The sequence below is a fragment of the Agrilactobacillus composti DSM 18527 = JCM 14202 genome (assembly GCF_001436375.1).
Taxonomy (GTDB): Bacteria; Bacillota; Bacilli; order Lactobacillales; family Lactobacillaceae; genus Agrilactobacillus; species Agrilactobacillus composti.
The window spans coordinates 182,767-200,741 of sequence record NZ_AZGA01000070.1 but is presented as its reverse complement, the minus strand read 5'-3'; the positions used below and the strand labels follow the sequence as shown (position 1 = coordinate 200,741).

Here is a 17,975-nt window from a genome sequence, read left to right as displayed (position 1 = left end):
GGTAGAGCACCTGGTTTGGGACCAGGGGGTCGCAGGTTCGAATCCTGTTTTCCCGACTAATTAAATAATTTATGCGGAAGTAGTTCAGTGGTAGAACATCACCTTGCCATGGTGGGGGTCGCGAGTTCGAATCTCGTCTTCCGCTTTTTTTGTATTTTTATAACCTTATCGGGAAGTAGCTCAGCTTGGTAGAGCACTACGTTCGGGACGTAGGGGTCGCAAGTTCAAATCTTGTTTTCCCGATCAATGCTAAATGATAGGAATCAGCCTAACTAAATGTGCGGGCTGGTTCCTATTTGTTTGCCGGTAGCACAAGGTTTTACCCCCCTTGACGGCCGTGCTAAGATTAAGACTAAGGCAGAGTACTTTTAATTTTCCGAATTTATCGTTATAATACGGGCAGTTATACTAATTACGCCATAAAGCTTGTTTTTATTTGGTGCCCGTGTATAATTAAATAACTATTATAAGTAAGCCCGTTTCTCAGGCATACCCCATTGTTTTTTAACAAAGACAATATTTTAGTTTAAGGTTAATTGGTAACTTTAGGGTAAATTCGGTATAGTTAATAGTATAGGAGTTAAATCAAAGCATGAAAGTGAGGGGTAAACTTGGATAATCTATTTACGCCCAGTGCTAAGAACGTATTAGCGCTTGCGCAGGAACAGGCTAAATTTTTCCATCATCACGCAGTCGGAACGGAACATTTGTTAATGGCACTTGTTTTGGAAAATGATGGCGTTGCTGGTAAGACTTTACGACAACTCACCATCACACCAGATGATGTTAAAGAAGAAATTGAGCGGTTTACGGGTTATGGTTCTTCAAACGCTAATCCGGACGATCAAAAAGAAGCCTATCTGCCATATTCACCAAAAGCAAAGCAAATTTTAACTTTCGCTGGGGATGAAGCTAAACGTCTTGGTGCTATGAAGATTGGTACAGAGCACATTTTACTTGGGTTGTTGCACGAAGATGATGTATTGGCATCACGTATTATCTCTAATCTTGGCTTAAGCTTGTCTAAAACACGGCAAGTGCTATTGAAGAAAATGGGGATTACAGAAGCTAGTGCTAAACGTCGGGTTGCGGCCCCTAAGCGTCGTGCTGACAAACAAGGCACCCCAACTTTGGATTCCTTGGCTCGGGACTTGACCCAATCGGCTGCTGAAGGCCGGATGGATCCAGTTGTTGGTCGGGACAAAGAAGTTAAGCGGGTCATTCAAATTCTAAGTCGGCGGACTAAAAACAATCCAGTCCTCATCGGGGAACCCGGTGTTGGTAAAACAGCGATTGCTGAAGGCCTTGCCCAACGAATCAATGATCATAATGTGCCAAGTGATATGTATAATAAACGTTTGATGATGCTAGATATGGGTTCTTTAGTCGCTGGGACGAAATACCGTGGCGAATTCGAAGACCGTTTAAAGAAAGTAATTGATGAAATTTATCAAGATGGCAATGTCATTTTATTCATTGATGAATTGCATACCTTAATTGGTGCCGGCGGTGCTGAAGGGGCTATTGATGCCTCTAACATTTTGAAACCTGCCTTAGCCCGTGGCGAATTGCAATTGATCGGGGCAACCACCTTAGATGAATATCAAAAGTATATTGAAAGAGATGCCGCTTTGGAACGTCGGTTTGCGACGATTCAAGTTAACGAACCTACCCCTGAAGAAGCAGAACAAATTCTAAAGGGTCTGCGGGGACGTTATGAAGAGCATCATGGTGTGACGATCACCGATGAGGCGTTGCATCAAGCTGTTGTCTTGTCCTCCCGTTACATCACTGGTCGTTTCCTACCAGATAAGGCGATTGACTTGGTAGATGAATCTGCTGCAAAGGTCCGCTTGGATGCTGCTGACAACTTGTCACCAAGTGATAAGCTGCAACAACAATTAGATAGCCTGGTCACTAAGAAGGAAAAGGCTATTGAAAACCAAGACTTTGAAAAAGCCGCCAACTATCGGGAAGACGAAATGGCCTTGAAGGACAAATTGGCTTCAGAATCCGATGCCCAGACAGACGGTATCCGCAAAGATATCAAAGTTACTGGCGAAGATGTGGCCCAAGTTGTTTCTGAATGGACTGGTGTCCCACTGACACAATTGCAAAAGAGTGAAAGTGCCCGCCTGGTCAACTTGGAAAGTATTTTGCACAAACGGGTCGTGGGTCAAGAAGAAGCTATTTCTGCCGTTGCTCGGGCAATTCGTCGGGCTCGCAGTGGCTTGAAAGATCCTAACCGCCCAATTGGTTCCTTCATGTTCTTAGGCCCTACTGGGGTTGGTAAAACCGAATTAGCCAAAGCCTTGGCTGAAGCGATGTTTGGTTCTGAAGACAACATGATCAGAGTGGACATGTCGGAGTACCAAGAACAATATACAACTTCTCGGTTGATCGGGTCACCTCCTGGCTACGTAGGCTATGATGAAGGGGGACAATTAACTGAAAAAGTCCGGAATAAACCTTATTCCGTTGTCCTCTTTGATGAAGTGGAAAAAGCTCATCCAGATATCTTCAATATCTTATTGCAGGTATTAGATGATGGTTACTTGACCGATGCCAAAGGGCGTCGGGTCGACTTCCGCAACACGATTTTAATCTTGACTTCCAACCTTGGGGCAACAGCCTTGCGGGATGAAAAATCCGTGGGCTTTGGTGCTGAAAAGGCTAGCCAAGATTATCCAGCAATGCGCAGTCGGATCATGGAAGAAATGAAACGCTTCTTCCGGCCTGAATTCTTGAACCGGATCGATGAAACTGTTGTTTTCCATCCATTGGATAAAGATGAATTACGGCAAATCGTTAAGATCATGTCCAAGACCGTTATCAAACGTTTGGCTGAGCAAGAAATCAAAGTTAAGATTACCAATGCAGCTTTAGATGCTGTGGCGGCGGCTGGCTTTGATCCTGAATATGGGGCACGGCCAATCCGTCGGGCTATCCAAACGCAAATTGAAGACAAGGTCAGTGAATCCTTATTGACCGGTCAAATCAAGAGCGGTGATAGCATTACGGTAGGTGCTTCTAAGGGTAAGATCACGGTTTCTGTGAAAGAACCTGAAGATAAAAACAAACCTCAAGACAAAGTTAAATCCTAATTGCATTTTAAGGGCGTACCCGAGAAGATCGGGTGCGCTTTTTTAGTGGATTCCCTATTCTTTCTGTCAGTTTCGTGCTATCGTTGATAAGTTATGTTATTTTTGTAGAAGAACTAATTTAGGAGTTGGCCGATAAATGACAGAATTAATCGCGAGTGTGGCGTCCATTGACCAGGCGGAAGCCTTGATGCACGCTGGTGTTGATACCATATATGCTGGAGAAGATTACTTCGGCTTAAGATTACCTCATAGTTTTCAACGGGCGGAACTGACGACTTTGATTGAACGGGTCCACGCTCAGGGTAAACAAATTCAAGTGGCAGTTAATGCCATTTTTCATAATGACCGCATTGTCCACGTGTTGGACTACCTGCAGTTTTTAGCACAACAAAAAGTTGATCGCATCACCATCGGCGATCCCGGGGCTATTCGGATTTTGCACCAAAGCCAACTGGACTTGGATTACTGGTACGATGGCGCTGATTTGGTGACAAATTCCCGGCAGATCAACTTCTGGGCCCAACAGGGGGCCAAGGGCGCAGTTATCGCCAATGAAGTTCCCTACAGAGAGCTAGTAGACTTGGTGCCTAATGTCAAAATTCCTTTGCAAATGTTAGTTTATGGGGCGACAGCTATTCATCAGTCTGGCCGGCCTTTACTGAGTAATTACTTCAATTTTGTTCAAGCACATCAAGACAAGCTGGATCGGGCCAAGGGACTGTTTATTGCCGAACCCCATAAGCCCGATACCCATTATTCGATTTATGAAGATATGAATGGGACCCATGTTTTTGCCAATAATGATGTGGACTTAATGACCCAATTGCCTAAGCTGGCCGCTTTACCAGTGAGTCACTGGTTTTTAGATGGGGTTTTTGCCGACCCAGATAATTTTCCGAAAATTGCCCAGGCCTTTGCCCAGGCTCGGGATTGGTTGGCTAGTCAAAGTTTAACGGCTGCCAAGATAGCCGACCTAGAGAACCTGGTCCAAGCGAATCAACCGGCTAATCGGCAATTAGATACCGGTTTTTTCAAAATTGATCCCAGTGAAGTGAAATAATGAGGTGTAAGATAGATGATAAAAAATAAACCAGAAGTCTTGGCGCCAGCTGGCACCATGGAAAAATTAAAAGTAGCCATTGATTATGGTGCTGACGCCGTTTATATTGGTGGCGATGCTTATGGCTTGCGATCTCGGGCCGGTAATTTCTCATTTGCCGAAATGGCTGAAGGCGCAGCCTATGCCCATGCTCACCAAGCCAAAGTCTATGTGGCCGCGAATATTGTAGCCCATGAAGGGGATATACAAGGGGCTGGGGACTACTTCCGCCAGGTCCGGGATCATCACATTGATGCCGTGATCGTCTCTGATCCATCTTTGATTGAAATTGCCATTACCCAAGCCCCTGGGTTGGCCGTGCATTTGTCCACCCAAGCGTCAGCTACCAATTGGGAAACGTTGAAATTTTGGCAAGATTTAGGGTTAGAGCGGATTGTCTTAGCCCGAGAAGTCGGCCTTGATGAGATCAAAGAAATCCGCAAACATACGGATATTGAGATCGAAGCCTTTATTCATGGGGCGATGTGTATTGGCTATTCAGGTCGGTGTGTATTGTCTAATCATATGGGATTACGGGATGCTAATCGCGGCGGCTGTGCCCAAAATTGCCGCTGGAAATATGACCTATATGAGATGCCAGTCTTAGGGGATAAAACAGAGCTGTTAGGGGAAAACGCTGACGGTAAGGTAGAAGACTTCTCCATGAGTGCCGTGGATATGGCCATGATTGAACATATCCCTGAATTGATCGAGGCTGGTGTCAATAGTTTGAAGATCGAAGGCCGGATGAAGACGGTGCATTACGTGTCGACTGTGTCTAACGTGTATCACAAAGCAGTGAGCGATTATTGTGCGGATCCAGTGAACTATCAATTAGATGAAGCCTTAGTTGATGAATTGTGGAAAGTGGCCCAGCGGGAAATGTCCACGGGCTTTTACTTCAATACGCCCACAGCAGATGATGAGCTGTTTGGTAAGCGGCGCAAGCGGCCGCAATTTAAGTTCATCGGCCAAGTCTTAGCCTATGACGCCCAAGCCCAAGTGGTGACGGTGCAACAACGGAACAATTTTGGCATTGGTGATCAAATCGAGTTCTATGGCCCTAACTTCACCCACTACCATCAAACGGTCACCGAATTGTTTGATGAGGATGACTTAGCCATTGAACGGGCACCTCATGCCATGCAAGTGGTTCACTTCAACTGCCCATACCCCGTGCAAACGGGTGATTTTATTCGGGCTCAAGCTATTGAAAAGCCCGCTCGCGTCCAGCGTTAATGGCCGCATGACCTTGATGAGTCAAGGTGTTGACTTTAAATAAAATTCGTTATATACTGTTAATCGATTCGTAAAACTGTGGTCGTTAAGTAAAGCCGCTGTGATCTATTGTCCATGGCGACTATATAAAAAAACAAAAGTAGTTCAAGTGATTTGTGCTTCTTTTGGTTTTTTTTTGCTTAAAAAGCGTTAATTTTTGAAATCTTAAACAAATCTTAATAATTTGTTTAAGTTTGACGGGCCATGGAATTCAAAGAAAGGGTGAATGATTTGGCAGAACATTTAGTAAATTACGGCAAACACCGCACTCGCAGAAGCTATGCTCGCATTAAAGAAGTATTGCAATTGCCAAATTTGATTGAAATTCAGACAAATTCCTATCAATGGTTTTTGGATGAAGGATTGCGTGAGATGTTTGACGATATCATGCCAATCGATGACTTTGCTGGTAACTTATCGTTAGAATTTGTGGACTATCAGCTATTAGAACCCAAATATACTGTAGAAGAGGCTCGTCAACACGATGCCAACTATTCAGCACCACTACACGTCACCTTGAAATTAACCAACCATGAAACTGGTGAAATTAAGACCCAAGATGTGTTCTTTGGTGACTTCCCATTAATGACTGAACAAGGGACTTTCATTATCAATGGTGCAGAACGGGTTATTGTATCCCAGTTGGTGCGTTCTCCTGGCGTTTACTTCCATTCTGATGTGGATAAAAATAGTCGGACAACTTATGGGACAACGGTTATTCCTAACCGGGGTGCTTGGCTAGAATATGAAACTGATGCTAAGCGGATTGCTTATGTCCGTATTGATCGGACCCGTAAGATCCCTATGAGTGAGTTAGTGCGGGCATTAGGTTTTGGCTCTGATTCTGATATCATCGATATTTTTGGTGAAAATGAATCCTTGATGCTGACCTTGGAAAAAGATGTGCATAAAAATACTGAAGACTCTCGGACTGACGAGGCTTTAAAAGATGTTTATGAACGTTTACGTCCAGGTGAACCTAAGACAGCCGATAGCTCACGTTCTTTGCTATATGCACGTTTCTTTGATCCTAAGCGTTATGATTTAGCTTCTGTTGGTCGTTATAAGATCAATAAGAAGTTAAACTTAAAGACCCGTCTTTTGAACCAAACCCTAGCAGAAACTTTAGCTGATCCAGATACTGGTGAAGTTATTGCCCAAAAGGGTGATTTAGTCGATCGGAAAGTCATGGATAAATTGGCGCCTTATTTGAAACGGGACGATTTCAAGACCTACACTTTCCAACCTTCTGATGAAGGTGTTTTGAAAGATCCAGTGGTTTTACAGATTATCAAAGTCTATTCTAAGGCCAACTTAGATCAAGAAGTTAACTTGATTGGCAATGGTCATATCGACCCTAAAGTGAAACATGTGATCCCAGCTGATATTTTGGCAGCGATGAACTACTTCTTGAACTTACAAGAAGGCATTGGTTCAACGGATGATATTGATCACTTGGGTAACCGGCGGATTCGTTCCGTGGGTGAATTACTCCAAAACCAATTCCGTATCGGTTTATCCAGAATGGAACGGGTCGTTCGGGAAAGAATGTCTATTCAAGATACGTCTACCGTTACCCCACAACAATTGATCAATATTCGCCCAGTTGTAGCTTCCATCAAGGAATTCTTTGGGTCTTCCCAATTGTCACAATTCATGGATCAAACCAACCCATTGGGTGAATTGACCCATAAACGCCGCTTATCTGCCTTGGGCCCTGGTGGTTTGACCAGAGACCGGGCCGGTTATGAAGTCCGGGACGTGCACTATACCCATTACGGCCGGATGTGTCCAATTGAAACCCCAGAAGGTCCTAATATCGGCTTGATCAATAGTTTAGCCAGTTACGCCGTGGTCAATCGCTATGGCTTTATTGAAACCCCTTATCGTCGGGTGGATTGGACCAGCCATAAAGTAACCGACAAAATCGATTACTTAACCGCTGATGAAGAAGATGAATACATCGTCGCCCAAGCCAACTCCCCATTAAATGATGATGGGTCTTTTGAAGACGAACGTGTCTTAGCACGGCATAAAGATGACAACATTGAAATCAGCCCTGAACGGGTGGATTACATGGACGTTTCACCTAAACAAGTAGTTGCCGTAGCCACTGCCTGCATTCCTTTCTTGGAAAACGATGACTCCAACCGGGCCTTGATGGGTGCCAACATGCAACGTCAAGCCGTACCATTGGTCAATCCCCATGCCCCATTAGTTGGGACTGGGATGGAATACATCGCGGCCCATGATTCAGGGACAGCTTTGTTAGCCAAAGAAGCTGGGACGGTTGAATATGTGGATGCCAAAACAGTGCGCATTCGCCGTGAAGACAGTTCATTAGATAAATATACGTTAACCAAATTCCGCCGGTCAAATGCCGGTAAGAGTTATAACCAACGGCCAATTGTCAGCGTGGGCGACCATGTGGACAAGAGTGAGATCATTGCCGATGGGCCAGCCATGGAAAATGGGGAATTAGCTTTAGGCCAAAACCCATTGATTGCCTTCATGACTTGGAACATGTACAACTTTGAAGATGCCGTTGTGTTATCTGAAAAATTAGTTAAAGATGATGTTTATACGTCGATCCATATTGAAGAATATGAATCTGAAGCCCGGGATACCAAATTAGGTCCTGAGGAAATCACCCGTGAAATTCCTAACGTCGGGGAAGATGCCTTGAAGAACCTAGATGAATTTGGGATTATCCGGATTGGGGCTGAAGTCCGTGATGGGGATATCTTAGTTGGGAAAGTAACGCCTAAGGGTGTCACAGAACTTTCTGCAGAAGAACGCTTATTACATGCGATCTTTGGTGAAAAGGCCCGTGAAGTCCGGGATACTTCCTTGCGGGTACCTCATGGCGGCGGCGGTATTATTCAAGATGTGAAAATCTTTACCAGAGAAGCCGGCGACGAATTGTCACCTGGTGTCAACATGATGGTTCGCGTTTATATCACCCAGAAACGTAAGATCCAAGTGGGGGATAAGATGGCCGGCCGTCACGGTAACAAAGGGACAGTATCCATCGTCGTACCTGAAGAAGATATGCCATTCTTACCAGATGGAACACCTGTGGATATTTTATTGAACCCAATGGGTGTGCCTTCTCGGATGAATATCGGACAGGTCTTGGAATTGCATTTAGGGATGGCTGCTAGAAACTTAGGTATCCATGTCTCCACGCCAGTCTTTGATGGGGCCCAAGAAGACGATTTATGGGACACTGTTAAAGAAGCTGGCATGGCTTCTGATGGGAAGTCTGTTTTATATGATGGTCGCACTGGGGAACCATTTGATAACCGGGTTTCCGTTGGGGTCATGTATTACATGAAGTTAGCCCACATGGTTGACGACAAGTTACATGCCCGTTCCATCGGACCTTACTCATTAGTTACGCAACAGCCTTTAGGTGGTAAAGCCCAATTTGGGGGCCAGCGTTTTGGTGAAATGGAAGTTTGGGCCCTTGAAGCTTATGGGGCTGCTTATACGCTGCAAGAAATCCTAACTTACAAATCCGATGACGTGGTTGGTCGCGTGAAGACTTATGAAGCCATTGTCAAAGGGGAACCAATTCCAAAACCTGGTGTCCCAGAATCCTTCCGGGTATTGGTCAAGGAATTACAATCCTTAGGCTTAGACATGAAGGTCTTAGATGCCGACAAACAAGAAATCGAACTTCGTGATATGGATGATGAAGACGATGACGTAGTTAGTGTAGATGCCTTAACGAAATATGCCAAGGAACAAGAAGAAAAGAAAGCTAAGGAAGAAGCTCAAAAGGCTGCTGCCAAAGCTGACAACGACCAAAACAAGTAGAACTGACAATAGGAGGTCGACCATTTGATAGACGTCAATAAATTTGAGAGCATGCAAATCGGTTTAGCGTCTGCTGATAAAATCCGCAGTTGGTCTTATGGCGAAGTTAAAAAGCCAGAAACGATCAACTACCGGACTTTAAAACCAGAAAAAGACGGTTTGTTTGATGAACGCATCTTCGGCCCAACTAAAGACTGGGAATGTGCCTGTGGGAAATACAAGCGGATTCGCTATAAGGGGATCGTCTGTGATCGTTGTGGGGTTGAAGTGACACGTTCTAAAGTTCGTCGGGAACGTATGGGTCACATTGAATTAGCCGCACCTGTATCTCATATTTGGTACTTCAAAGGTATCCCAAGCCGGATGGGTTTGGTTTTGGACATGAGCCCAAGAGCTTTGGAAGAAATCATTTACTTCGCATCTTACGTGGTTATCGATGCTGGTGACACTTCCCTTGAGAAGAAACAATTACTCACCGAAAGAGAATACCGGGATAAATTAGAACAATATGGTCATGCTTTTAACGCCAAAATGGGTGCCGAAGCCATCAAGGAATTACTCCAAGATGTTGATTTGGACAAAGAAGTTAAAGGCTTAAAAGAAGACTTAAAGACCGCCCAAGGCCAAAAACGGATCCGGGCGATCCATCGCTTAGACATTTTGGAAGCTTTCCGCACAGGGGGCAATTTACCAGAATGGATGGTTATGGATTGTATTCCAGTGATTCCGCCTGATTTACGGCCAATGGTCCAACTAGAAGGTGGCCGTTTTGCCACTTCTGATTTAAATGACTTGTACCGCCGGGTGATCAACCGTAATAACCGGTTGAAACGTCTGTTAGATTTGAAAGCACCAAACATCATCGTGCAAAACGAAAAACGGATGTTACAAGAAGCCGTTGACGCTTTGATCGATAATGGTCGCCGGGGCCGCCCAGTTACTGGCCCTGGGAATCGGCCATTGAAATCCTTGTCGCACCTCTTAAAAGGGAAACAAGGTCGTTTCCGCCAAAACTTGTTAGGTAAACGGGTGGATTATTCTGGCCGTTCCGTTATCGATGTGGGCCCAACGTTGAAGTTCTATCAATGTGGCCTGCCTCGGGAAATGGCGTTGGAATTATTCAAACCATTTGTCATGCGGGAATTAGTTAAGCGGGAAATTGCCTCTAACATTAAAAATGCTAAACGCAAAATTGAACGCCAAGATGACGATGTCTGGGATGTCTTAGAAGATGTCATCAAAGAACGTCCCGTTATGTTGAACCGGGCACCTACGTTGCATAGATTAGGGATCCAAGCTTTTGAACCCGTGTTAGTTGATGGGAAATCCATTCGCTTACACCCACTTGCTTGTGAAGCCTATAATGCCGATTTTGATGGGGACCAAATGGCCGTCCACGTGCCATTATCTGACGAAGCCCAAGCTGAAGCGCGGATGCTGATGTTAGCGGCCCATCATATCTTGGCACCAAGAGATGGTAAACCAATCGTTACCCCATCTCAAGACGTTGTGTTAGGGAACTACTACTTGACCCTTGAAGAACGCGATCGTGAAGGTCAAGGCATGATCTTCAAAGATGTGAATGAAGTGGTAATGGCTTATAAGAACGGCGATGTGCATTTGCATACTAGAATTGGCTTGTCCATTGCCGCCATGACTGAAAAGCCATTTAAAGATGACCAACGGGAAAGCATTATGATGACGTCTGTTGGTAAAGCTGTCTTTAACCAAATTTTACCCGCAGACTTCCCATACTTGAATGAACCCACTAACGATAATATCGTCAATGGTGTCCCTGACAAGTATTTCGTTGCCAAAGGCGAAAACATCAATGATAAGATTGCCAATGCCCCATTGATCGATCCATTCAAGAAGGGCTTCTTGAGTGATATTATCGCCCAAGTCTTCAAAGTGTATAAAGTACAACGGACTTCTGAATTGTTGGATGATATGAAAGAATTAGGTTATACCATCTGTACGGACTCCGGCTTAACCGTTGGGGTTGCCGATGTGCCTACCTTACAAGAAAAACCAGCAATTGTTGAAGAAGCTCATAAGAAAGTTGCGACGGTTTCCAAACAATTCCGGCGTGGTTTAATTACCGACGAAGAACGGCATAACCGCGTTATCAGCATTTGGAATGACGCCAAGGATGATATCCAACAAAAACTGATCGACAGTTTCGATTCATCTAACCCAATTTCTATGATGAGTGATTCCGGGGCCCGGGGTAACATTTCAAACTTTACCCAGTTAGCTGGGATGCGTGGTTTGATGGCCGCCCCTAACGGTGGGATGATGGAAGTACCCGTTACTTCAAACTTCCGGGAAGGCTTATCCGTCATGGAAATGTTTATGAGTACCCACGGGGCTCGTAAAGGCATGACTGATACGGCCTTGAAGACCGCCGATTCTGGTTACTTGACCCGGCGTTTGGTTGATGTGGCCCAAGACGTTATCGTCCGTGAAGAAGATTGCGGCACTGATCGCGGCTTAGAAGTCACAGCTATTCGTGATGGTAATGAAATCATCGAACCACTTTACGATCGTTTAGTTGGCCGTTATACCATGAAATCCGTCTTTGATCCTGAAACTGGCGCTAAGATCATTGGCAAAAACGAATTAATGGACGAAGATATTGCCCAAAAAATCGTGAATGCTGGTGTGACCAAGGTTACTATCCGCTCTGTCTTCACATGTAACACCAACCATGGTGTCTGCAAGAAGTGTTACGGTCGTAACTTAGCCATTGGTGAAGAAGTCGAAGTTGGGGAAGCAGTTGGGACTGTGGCTGCCCAATCTATCGGCGAACCTGGTACCCAGTTGACCATGCGTAACTTCCATACCGGCGGTGTTGCCGGCGGCGAAGATATTACCCAAGGGCTACCCCGTATCCAAGAAATCTTCGAAGCGCGTAACCCTAAAGGGCTTGCGACAATCACCGAAGTAACTGGTGAAATTTCAGCCGTTGATGAAAATCCAGCTGAACATACCAGAGAAATTACCGTTGAAGGGACCACTGATACCCGGACTTATAGTGTGCCTTACGTCTCTAACATCATCGTCGCTGAAGGCGATCATGTGGAACGTGGGGACAAGCTGACCGGTGGGTCTGTGGATCCAAAACAATTAATTAAAGTTCGTGATGAAATTGCTACTGAAAACTATGTCTTAGGTGAAGTGCAAAAAGTTTACCGTATGCAAGGTGTGGAAATCAGTGATAAGCATATTGAAGTTATGGTTCGGCAAATGCTCCGGAAGATTCGGGTCTTAGATCCTGGTGATACCGATATCTTGCCTGGGACGTTGTTAGATATCAATGACTTTAGTATTCAAAACCATAAGACCTTGATCGACGGTGGCATTCCTGCCACTGGCCGACCAGTGCTCTTAGGGATCACGAAGGCCTCTCTTGAAACCAATAGTTTCTTATCAGCTGCTTCCTTCCAGGAAACAACTCGTGTCTTGACGGATGCGTCTATTCGCGGTAAGAACGATCCATTAGTTGGTTTGAAGGAAAATGTTATCATTGGTAAGATCATCCCAGCCGGGACCGGTATGCCGAAGTATCGGCATATGGAACCGCAAAGTGTTGGGGCAACGTCTGAAAATGTTTATTCTATTTCAGATTTAGAAAAACAACTCCACGCCGATGAATCCAAAAAAGATGACAAATAAATAGCCATTTAAAGAAGCTGACTGCTGGTTTTTTCCAGTTGCCAGCTTCTTTTTTTAGCGAATTTGCGTCAAAGCTAAACCGATGGTTAAATAGGGAATAAAGGCCAAGGGGGCATTTGGCTCGAAGCGTCCCCTTAAATAATGGGACAGGCAAACCAATAAGCACAGGCCACAGCCAAAAATTAACGTCCATAAAACAACTGCCAGCCCAAATTGAAACCCAATAACACTTAAGACATACACATCGCCTTGGCCTAACCCTTGGGTCACTTTGGCAAATGCCCCTAAACCCACTAACAAGCCCAAGCCTAACAACACGGCTTGGTAAAACGTTGTTAAAGACAACCCAGGGCGCAACCAGTAAGTGGCCACTAAGGGCAACAGCAGCACCGGGTAAATAAATTGGTAACAGTGATCCAGCAAACTTAAACCCAGTAATACTAAAAACCAGGTCATCAGCACGAATCCATTGGGCCAAGTCAAGGGCAAATGGGCTTGCACCAAGGCACATAGCACCAGTCCACTGAGCAGTTCGGCAAGGGGTAAGCCAGGATCAATGGGCGCTTGACAGCAACGGGCCTTGCCCCCAGTTTTTAAAAAACCCAAAATGGGTAACAAATCATGCCAGGCCAGCGTTTGTCCGCAGGTGTCACAGCTTGAGCGGCCTAATAAACTGCGGCCTTGGGGTAAGCGCTGGGCGGCACATCCCATAAAAGAAGCTAAACAAGTCCCCAGTAGTCCTAAACAAAGATAAAACACGTTGATCACCTCAAAAATTTGCTAGTATTCTTAAATTACGCTAAGGGTATCAACCGCAATTAAATTAGAAAGGAGGTTGACACTGATGGGGGATGCTGGTATATTTGTTTAGGTACTTTTCTGTGCAGTGTTAATATTTAATATATATATAACGTGCTGGCTGACAGTGAAGCCATATGCAAATAATTGCTTATTTTTTTGCCTAAAAAAGAACACCTGGATGTGTGGACTTAAATCCCCACCAGGAGACAAAAAACATTCTTGAGGAGGATAATAATGCCTACAGTTAATCAATTAGTACGCAAAGGTCGTAAGAGTCGGACAACTAAATCTGATTCACCTGCTTTGAACTTCGGTTACAACAGTATGAAGAAAGCAATGGTCAAAAATCCAGCACCACAAAAACGTGGTGTCGCAACGCGTGTCGGAACAATGACCCCTAAGAAACCTAACTCAGCTTTACGGAAATATGCCCGTGTGCGCTTGTCTAACTTAATTGAAGTGACAGCTTACATTCCTGGTATTGGCCATAACTTGCAAGAACATAGTGTGGTTTTAATTCGTGGTGGCCGTGTTAAGGATTTACCTGGTGTTCGTTACCATATCGTTCGTGGCGCATTGGATACTGCCGGTGTAACTGACCGTATGCAAGGCCGTTCTAAATATGGGACTAAGAGACCTAAGAAATAAAACACATTCATTTAACATTTTTAGGAGGTTATGACACATGCCAAGAAAAGGGCACATCGCGCAACGCGACGTATTACCAGATCCAATGTACAATTCTAAATTAGTCACTCGTTTGATCAACCATTTGATGGTTGATGGTAAGCGGGGCACTGCATCAACAATTTTATATGATGCATTTGATATCGTTAAAGAAAAAACAGGTAACGATCCCCTTGAAGTTTTCGAACAAGCTATGAAGAACGTTATGCCTGTTCTTGAAGTTAAAGCTCGCCGTATTGGTGGGTCTAACTACCAAGTACCAATCGAAGTTCGCCCTGAACGTCGGACAACATTGGGCTTACGTTGGATCGTTAACTATGCACGTCTTCGTGGCGAACATACAATGGATCAACGTTTGGCTAATGAAGTAATGGATGCAGCCAATAACACTGGTGCAGCTGTTAAGAAACGTGAAGATACACATAAAATGGCTGATGCCAACCGGGCATTCGCACATTATCGCTGGTAAAATTTTTTTTGGAAGCTATTTAAACTCACGGGCAGATTTGATCTGTTGTGGGTTTTTGTATAGAGAGGAGCAAACTGTTTCATGGCAAATACCCGTGAATTCCCATTAGCTAAGACACGTAATATCGGGATCATGGCCCATATCGATGCTGGTAAAACTACGACCACTGAGCGTATTTTATACTACACTGGTAAAATTCATAAAATTGGTGAAACCCACGAAGGGGCTTCACAAATGGACTGGATGGCCCAAGAACAAGAACGTGGTATAACAATCACTTCAGCCGCAACAACTGCCCAATGGAAAGATACGCGTATCAATATCATTGATACCCCAGGGCACGTGGACTTCACAATCGAAGTTGAACGTTCTTTACGGGTCTTAGACGGTGCCATCACTGTCTTAGATGCCCAATCCGGTGTTGAACCCCAAACCGAAAACGTCTGGCGCCAAGCAACCACTTATGGCGTGCCCCGGTTAGTATTCGTTAACAAGATGGACAAAATCGGTGCTGATTTTGACTATTCTGTGTCAACGTTACATGACCGCTTACAAGCTAATGCCCATCCAATTCAAATGCCAATCGGCGCCGAAGATAAATTCGAAGGCGTTATCGATTTAATCGAAATGAAAGCCGATTTGTATGATGAAGATGAATTAGGTACAAAGTGGGATACGGTTGATGTTCCTGATGATTATAAAGAGCAAGCTGAAAAGCGTCGCCAAGAATTAGTTGAAGCTGTCGCTGATGTTGATGATGATATCATGGACAAATACCTTGAAGGCGAAGACATCAGCAATGATGAATTGCGTCAAGCTATTCGTAAAGCAACCATCGATTTGAAATTCTTCCCAGTCCTTGCAGGTTCTGCCTTCAAGAACAAGGGTGTCCAAATGTTGATGGATGCTACTGTTGATTATTTACCATCACCATTAGACGTTCGCCCATATCATGCCACTGATCCTGAAACTGGGGATAAAGTTGAATTGATTGCCGGCGACGATAAAGACTTCGCAGCCTTGGCATTTAAAGTTGCCACTGACCCATTCGTAGGTCGCCTGACTTACATTCGGGTATACACTGGGACTTTGGAAGCCGGTTCTTATGTCTTGAATGCCACAAAGGATTCTCGTGAACGTGTTGGTCGTTTGCTGCAAATGCACGCCAATCACCGTCAAGAAATTCCTGAAGTATTCTCTGGTGATATTGCAGCTGCCATTGGTTTGAAGAATACAACTACTGGTGACTCATTAACATCTGAAGATCATCCTTTGATTTTGGAATCCTTGGAAATTCCTGAACCAGTTATTCAGGTTTCCATCGAACCAAACTCTAAAGAAGATCGTGATAAGTTGGATAACGCTTTGCAAAAACTTGCTGAAGAAGATCCAACCTTCCGTGCTGAAACCAACCCTGAAACTGGCGAAACACTGATCGCCGGCATGGGCGAATTGCATTTGGATATCATGGTTGATCGGATGAAACGTGAATTCAAGGTTGCCGCTAAAGTCGGTGAACCTCAAGTAGCTTACCGTGAAACCTTTACAAAACAAACTTCCGCACAAGGTAAGTTTGTCCGCCAGTCCGGTGGTAAAGGTCAATATGGTGATGTTTGGATTGAATTCACACCTAACGAAGAAGGTAAAGGCTTTGAATTCGAAAACGCCATCGTCGGTGGTGTTGTCCCTCGTGAATATATTCCATCTGTTGAACAAGGTTTGAAAGAATCTATGGCAAATGGTGTCTTAGCTGGTTATCCTTTGATCGACGTTAAGGCTAAACTTTATGATGGGTCTTACCATGAAGTCGATTCCTCTGAAGCGGCCTTTAAAGTTGCAGCCTCTATTGCTTTGCGCAATGCGGCTAAATCTGCTGGTGCCGTCATCTTGGAACCAATCATGAAGGTCGAAGTCGTTGCCCCTGAAGAATATCTTGGGGACGTAATGGGCCAAGTTACTGCTCGGCGTGGTCGTGTAGAAGGTATGGAAGCTCGGGGCAATGCCCAAGTTGTTAATGCCTTTGTACCACTGTCTGAAATGTTTGGTTATGCCACAACCTTGCGTTCTGCAACCCAAGGTCGTGGGACATTTACCATGACATTTGACCATTACTCAGCTGTACCTAAGTCTATTCAAGAAGAAATCATCAAGAAAAATGGCGGCAACGTACCAGCTGCTGATTAATCAACTGATTTTTTCAAAAGGCATCCTACCTGGTAGGGTGCTTTTTTTGTGGAAAAAAAGTGGTGTCAACTGGGGTTGACACCACTTCAAAAGGAAAGTCAATGGTTCTCGGCACTAAAGTACCGAGCTTGTCTCTCACCACCAAGTGGTGAGGGCATCTGATAGATACCTTTAGACTTACGCCTAACGCTATGTGGTCTAACAACCTTCCGGTCTCCCACGTAGTTTGCATGTGATAAGCACGCGCTTGTGTTGGCGTTACTTACTGTTGGGCTTACTTATCTAAGGATCCCAACAGCCCGATGATTGACTTCACCGGCAATTGAACAGGTTTACCCGTTCGCACTTTTTTTCTTTTTGAATTTGGGCTTTTTCACGCCGTCAACATATTGGATACCTAGGTATTGAATGTTCATGGCACCGACACGGTCGTCATTAGACTGGTAACCGCAGTTTGAACATTGATAGGCATGCAGTTGATGCTTGCGATTCGTCTTTTTGATCTCACCACAGTGAGGACAGCGCTGACTGGTATAAGCTGCACTAACCGTGATAACTGCAGCGCCTGCTTGAATAGCCTTGTAGGTCAACATCTGTTCCAGCTGATAAAATGCCCAAGATACTTTCTCATAACGTTTATCTATGACCGTCTTTTCTGTGGCAAAACGAACATTGACCAGATCTTCTAAAACAAACAAGGTATTTGGTCCGTACTTCGCAATAAGTGTCTTAGACAGCTGATGATTGATATCAGTCATCCAGCGGTTCTCTTTATTGCCCATTTGACGGATACGTCGTTTGGAATTTCTGGTATTGTGCCTTTGCAGGCTAGCCCGCAAATTTTTGTAGTGGC

10 protein-coding genes and 2 tRNA genes are annotated in these 17,975 nt (G+C 44.6%); 10 read left to right on the top strand and 2 right to left on the bottom strand.

The window, feature by feature from the left end; all coding sequences use genetic code 11:
• Positions 1–73: 73 nt before the first annotated feature.
• The 7 genes from FC83_RS12270 (at position 74) to rpoC (ending at position 12,981) form a co-directional block, all read left to right on the top strand.
• Positions 74–145, top strand: a tRNA-Gly gene (locus FC83_RS12270).
• A gap of 24 nt (positions 146–169) precedes the next feature.
• Positions 170–243, top strand: a tRNA-Pro gene (locus tag FC83_RS12265).
• 368 nt (positions 244–611) lie between these two features.
• Complete coding sequence (locus tag FC83_RS12260) at positions 612–3,104, top strand: ATP-dependent Clp protease ATP-binding subunit (RefSeq protein ID WP_057002824.1); 2,493 nt, start codon at positions 612–614, stop codon at positions 3,102–3,104.
• Positions 3,105–3,240: 136 nt separating this feature from the next.
• A complete protein-coding gene (locus FC83_RS12255; protein WP_057002823.1) occupies positions 3,241–4,164 on the top strand; it encodes a peptidase U32 family protein in 924 nt (307 codons plus the stop codon).
• Positions 4,165–4,179: 15 nt separating this feature from the next.
• Positions 4,180–5,442 carry a peptidase U32 family protein gene (locus tag FC83_RS12250; RefSeq protein ID WP_035455381.1) on the top strand — a complete coding sequence of 421 codons (1,263 nt, stop codon included), beginning with the start codon at positions 4,180–4,182 and terminating at the stop codon, positions 5,440–5,442.
• 270 nt (positions 5,443–5,712) lie between these two features.
• Positions 5,713–9,303 (top strand): DNA-directed RNA polymerase subunit beta, encoded by a 3,591-nt coding sequence (gene rpoB, locus FC83_RS12245; protein WP_035455383.1) that lies wholly within the window; start codon positions 5,713–5,715, stop codon positions 9,301–9,303.
• Between the two features lie 24 nt (positions 9,304–9,327).
• Positions 9,328–12,981, top strand: coding sequence for a DNA-directed RNA polymerase subunit beta' (gene rpoC / locus FC83_RS12240; protein ID WP_035455380.1), 3,654 nt, complete (start codon positions 9,328–9,330; stop codon positions 12,979–12,981).
• A gap of 54 nt (positions 12,982–13,035) precedes the next feature.
• On the opposite strand, the gene FC83_RS12235 is transcribed toward rpoC, so the two are convergent.
• Positions 13,036–13,740, bottom strand: coding sequence for a prepilin peptidase (locus tag FC83_RS12235; protein ID WP_052004975.1), 705 nt, complete (start codon positions 13,738–13,740; stop codon positions 13,036–13,038).
• A gap of 276 nt (positions 13,741–14,016) precedes the next feature.
• Between FC83_RS12235 and rpsL the strand changes: the two genes are divergently transcribed.
• From rpsL to fusA, 3 genes are all read left to right on the top strand, one after another.
• Positions 14,017–14,430 (top strand): 30S ribosomal protein S12, encoded by a 414-nt coding sequence (rpsL, locus tag FC83_RS12230; protein ID WP_035455379.1) that lies wholly within the window; start codon positions 14,017–14,019, stop codon positions 14,428–14,430.
• A gap of 37 nt (positions 14,431–14,467) precedes the next feature.
• Positions 14,468–14,938 (top strand): 30S ribosomal protein S7, encoded by a 471-nt coding sequence (gene rpsG / locus FC83_RS12225; RefSeq protein ID WP_035455378.1) that lies wholly within the window; start codon positions 14,468–14,470, stop codon positions 14,936–14,938.
• An 81-nt stretch (positions 14,939–15,019) separates the two neighbouring features.
• Positions 15,020–17,122: an elongation factor G gene (fusA, locus tag FC83_RS12220; RefSeq protein ID WP_057002822.1), complete on the top strand. Its 2,103-nt coding sequence runs from the start codon at positions 15,020–15,022 to the stop codon at positions 17,120–17,122.
• Positions 17,123–17,454: 332 nt separating this feature from the next.
• Here fusA and FC83_RS17475 read toward each other — a convergent pair.
• The coding region (locus FC83_RS17475; protein ID WP_236700835.1) for an RNA-guided endonuclease TnpB family protein at positions 17,455–17,975 on the bottom strand (521 nt) is incomplete at its 5' end.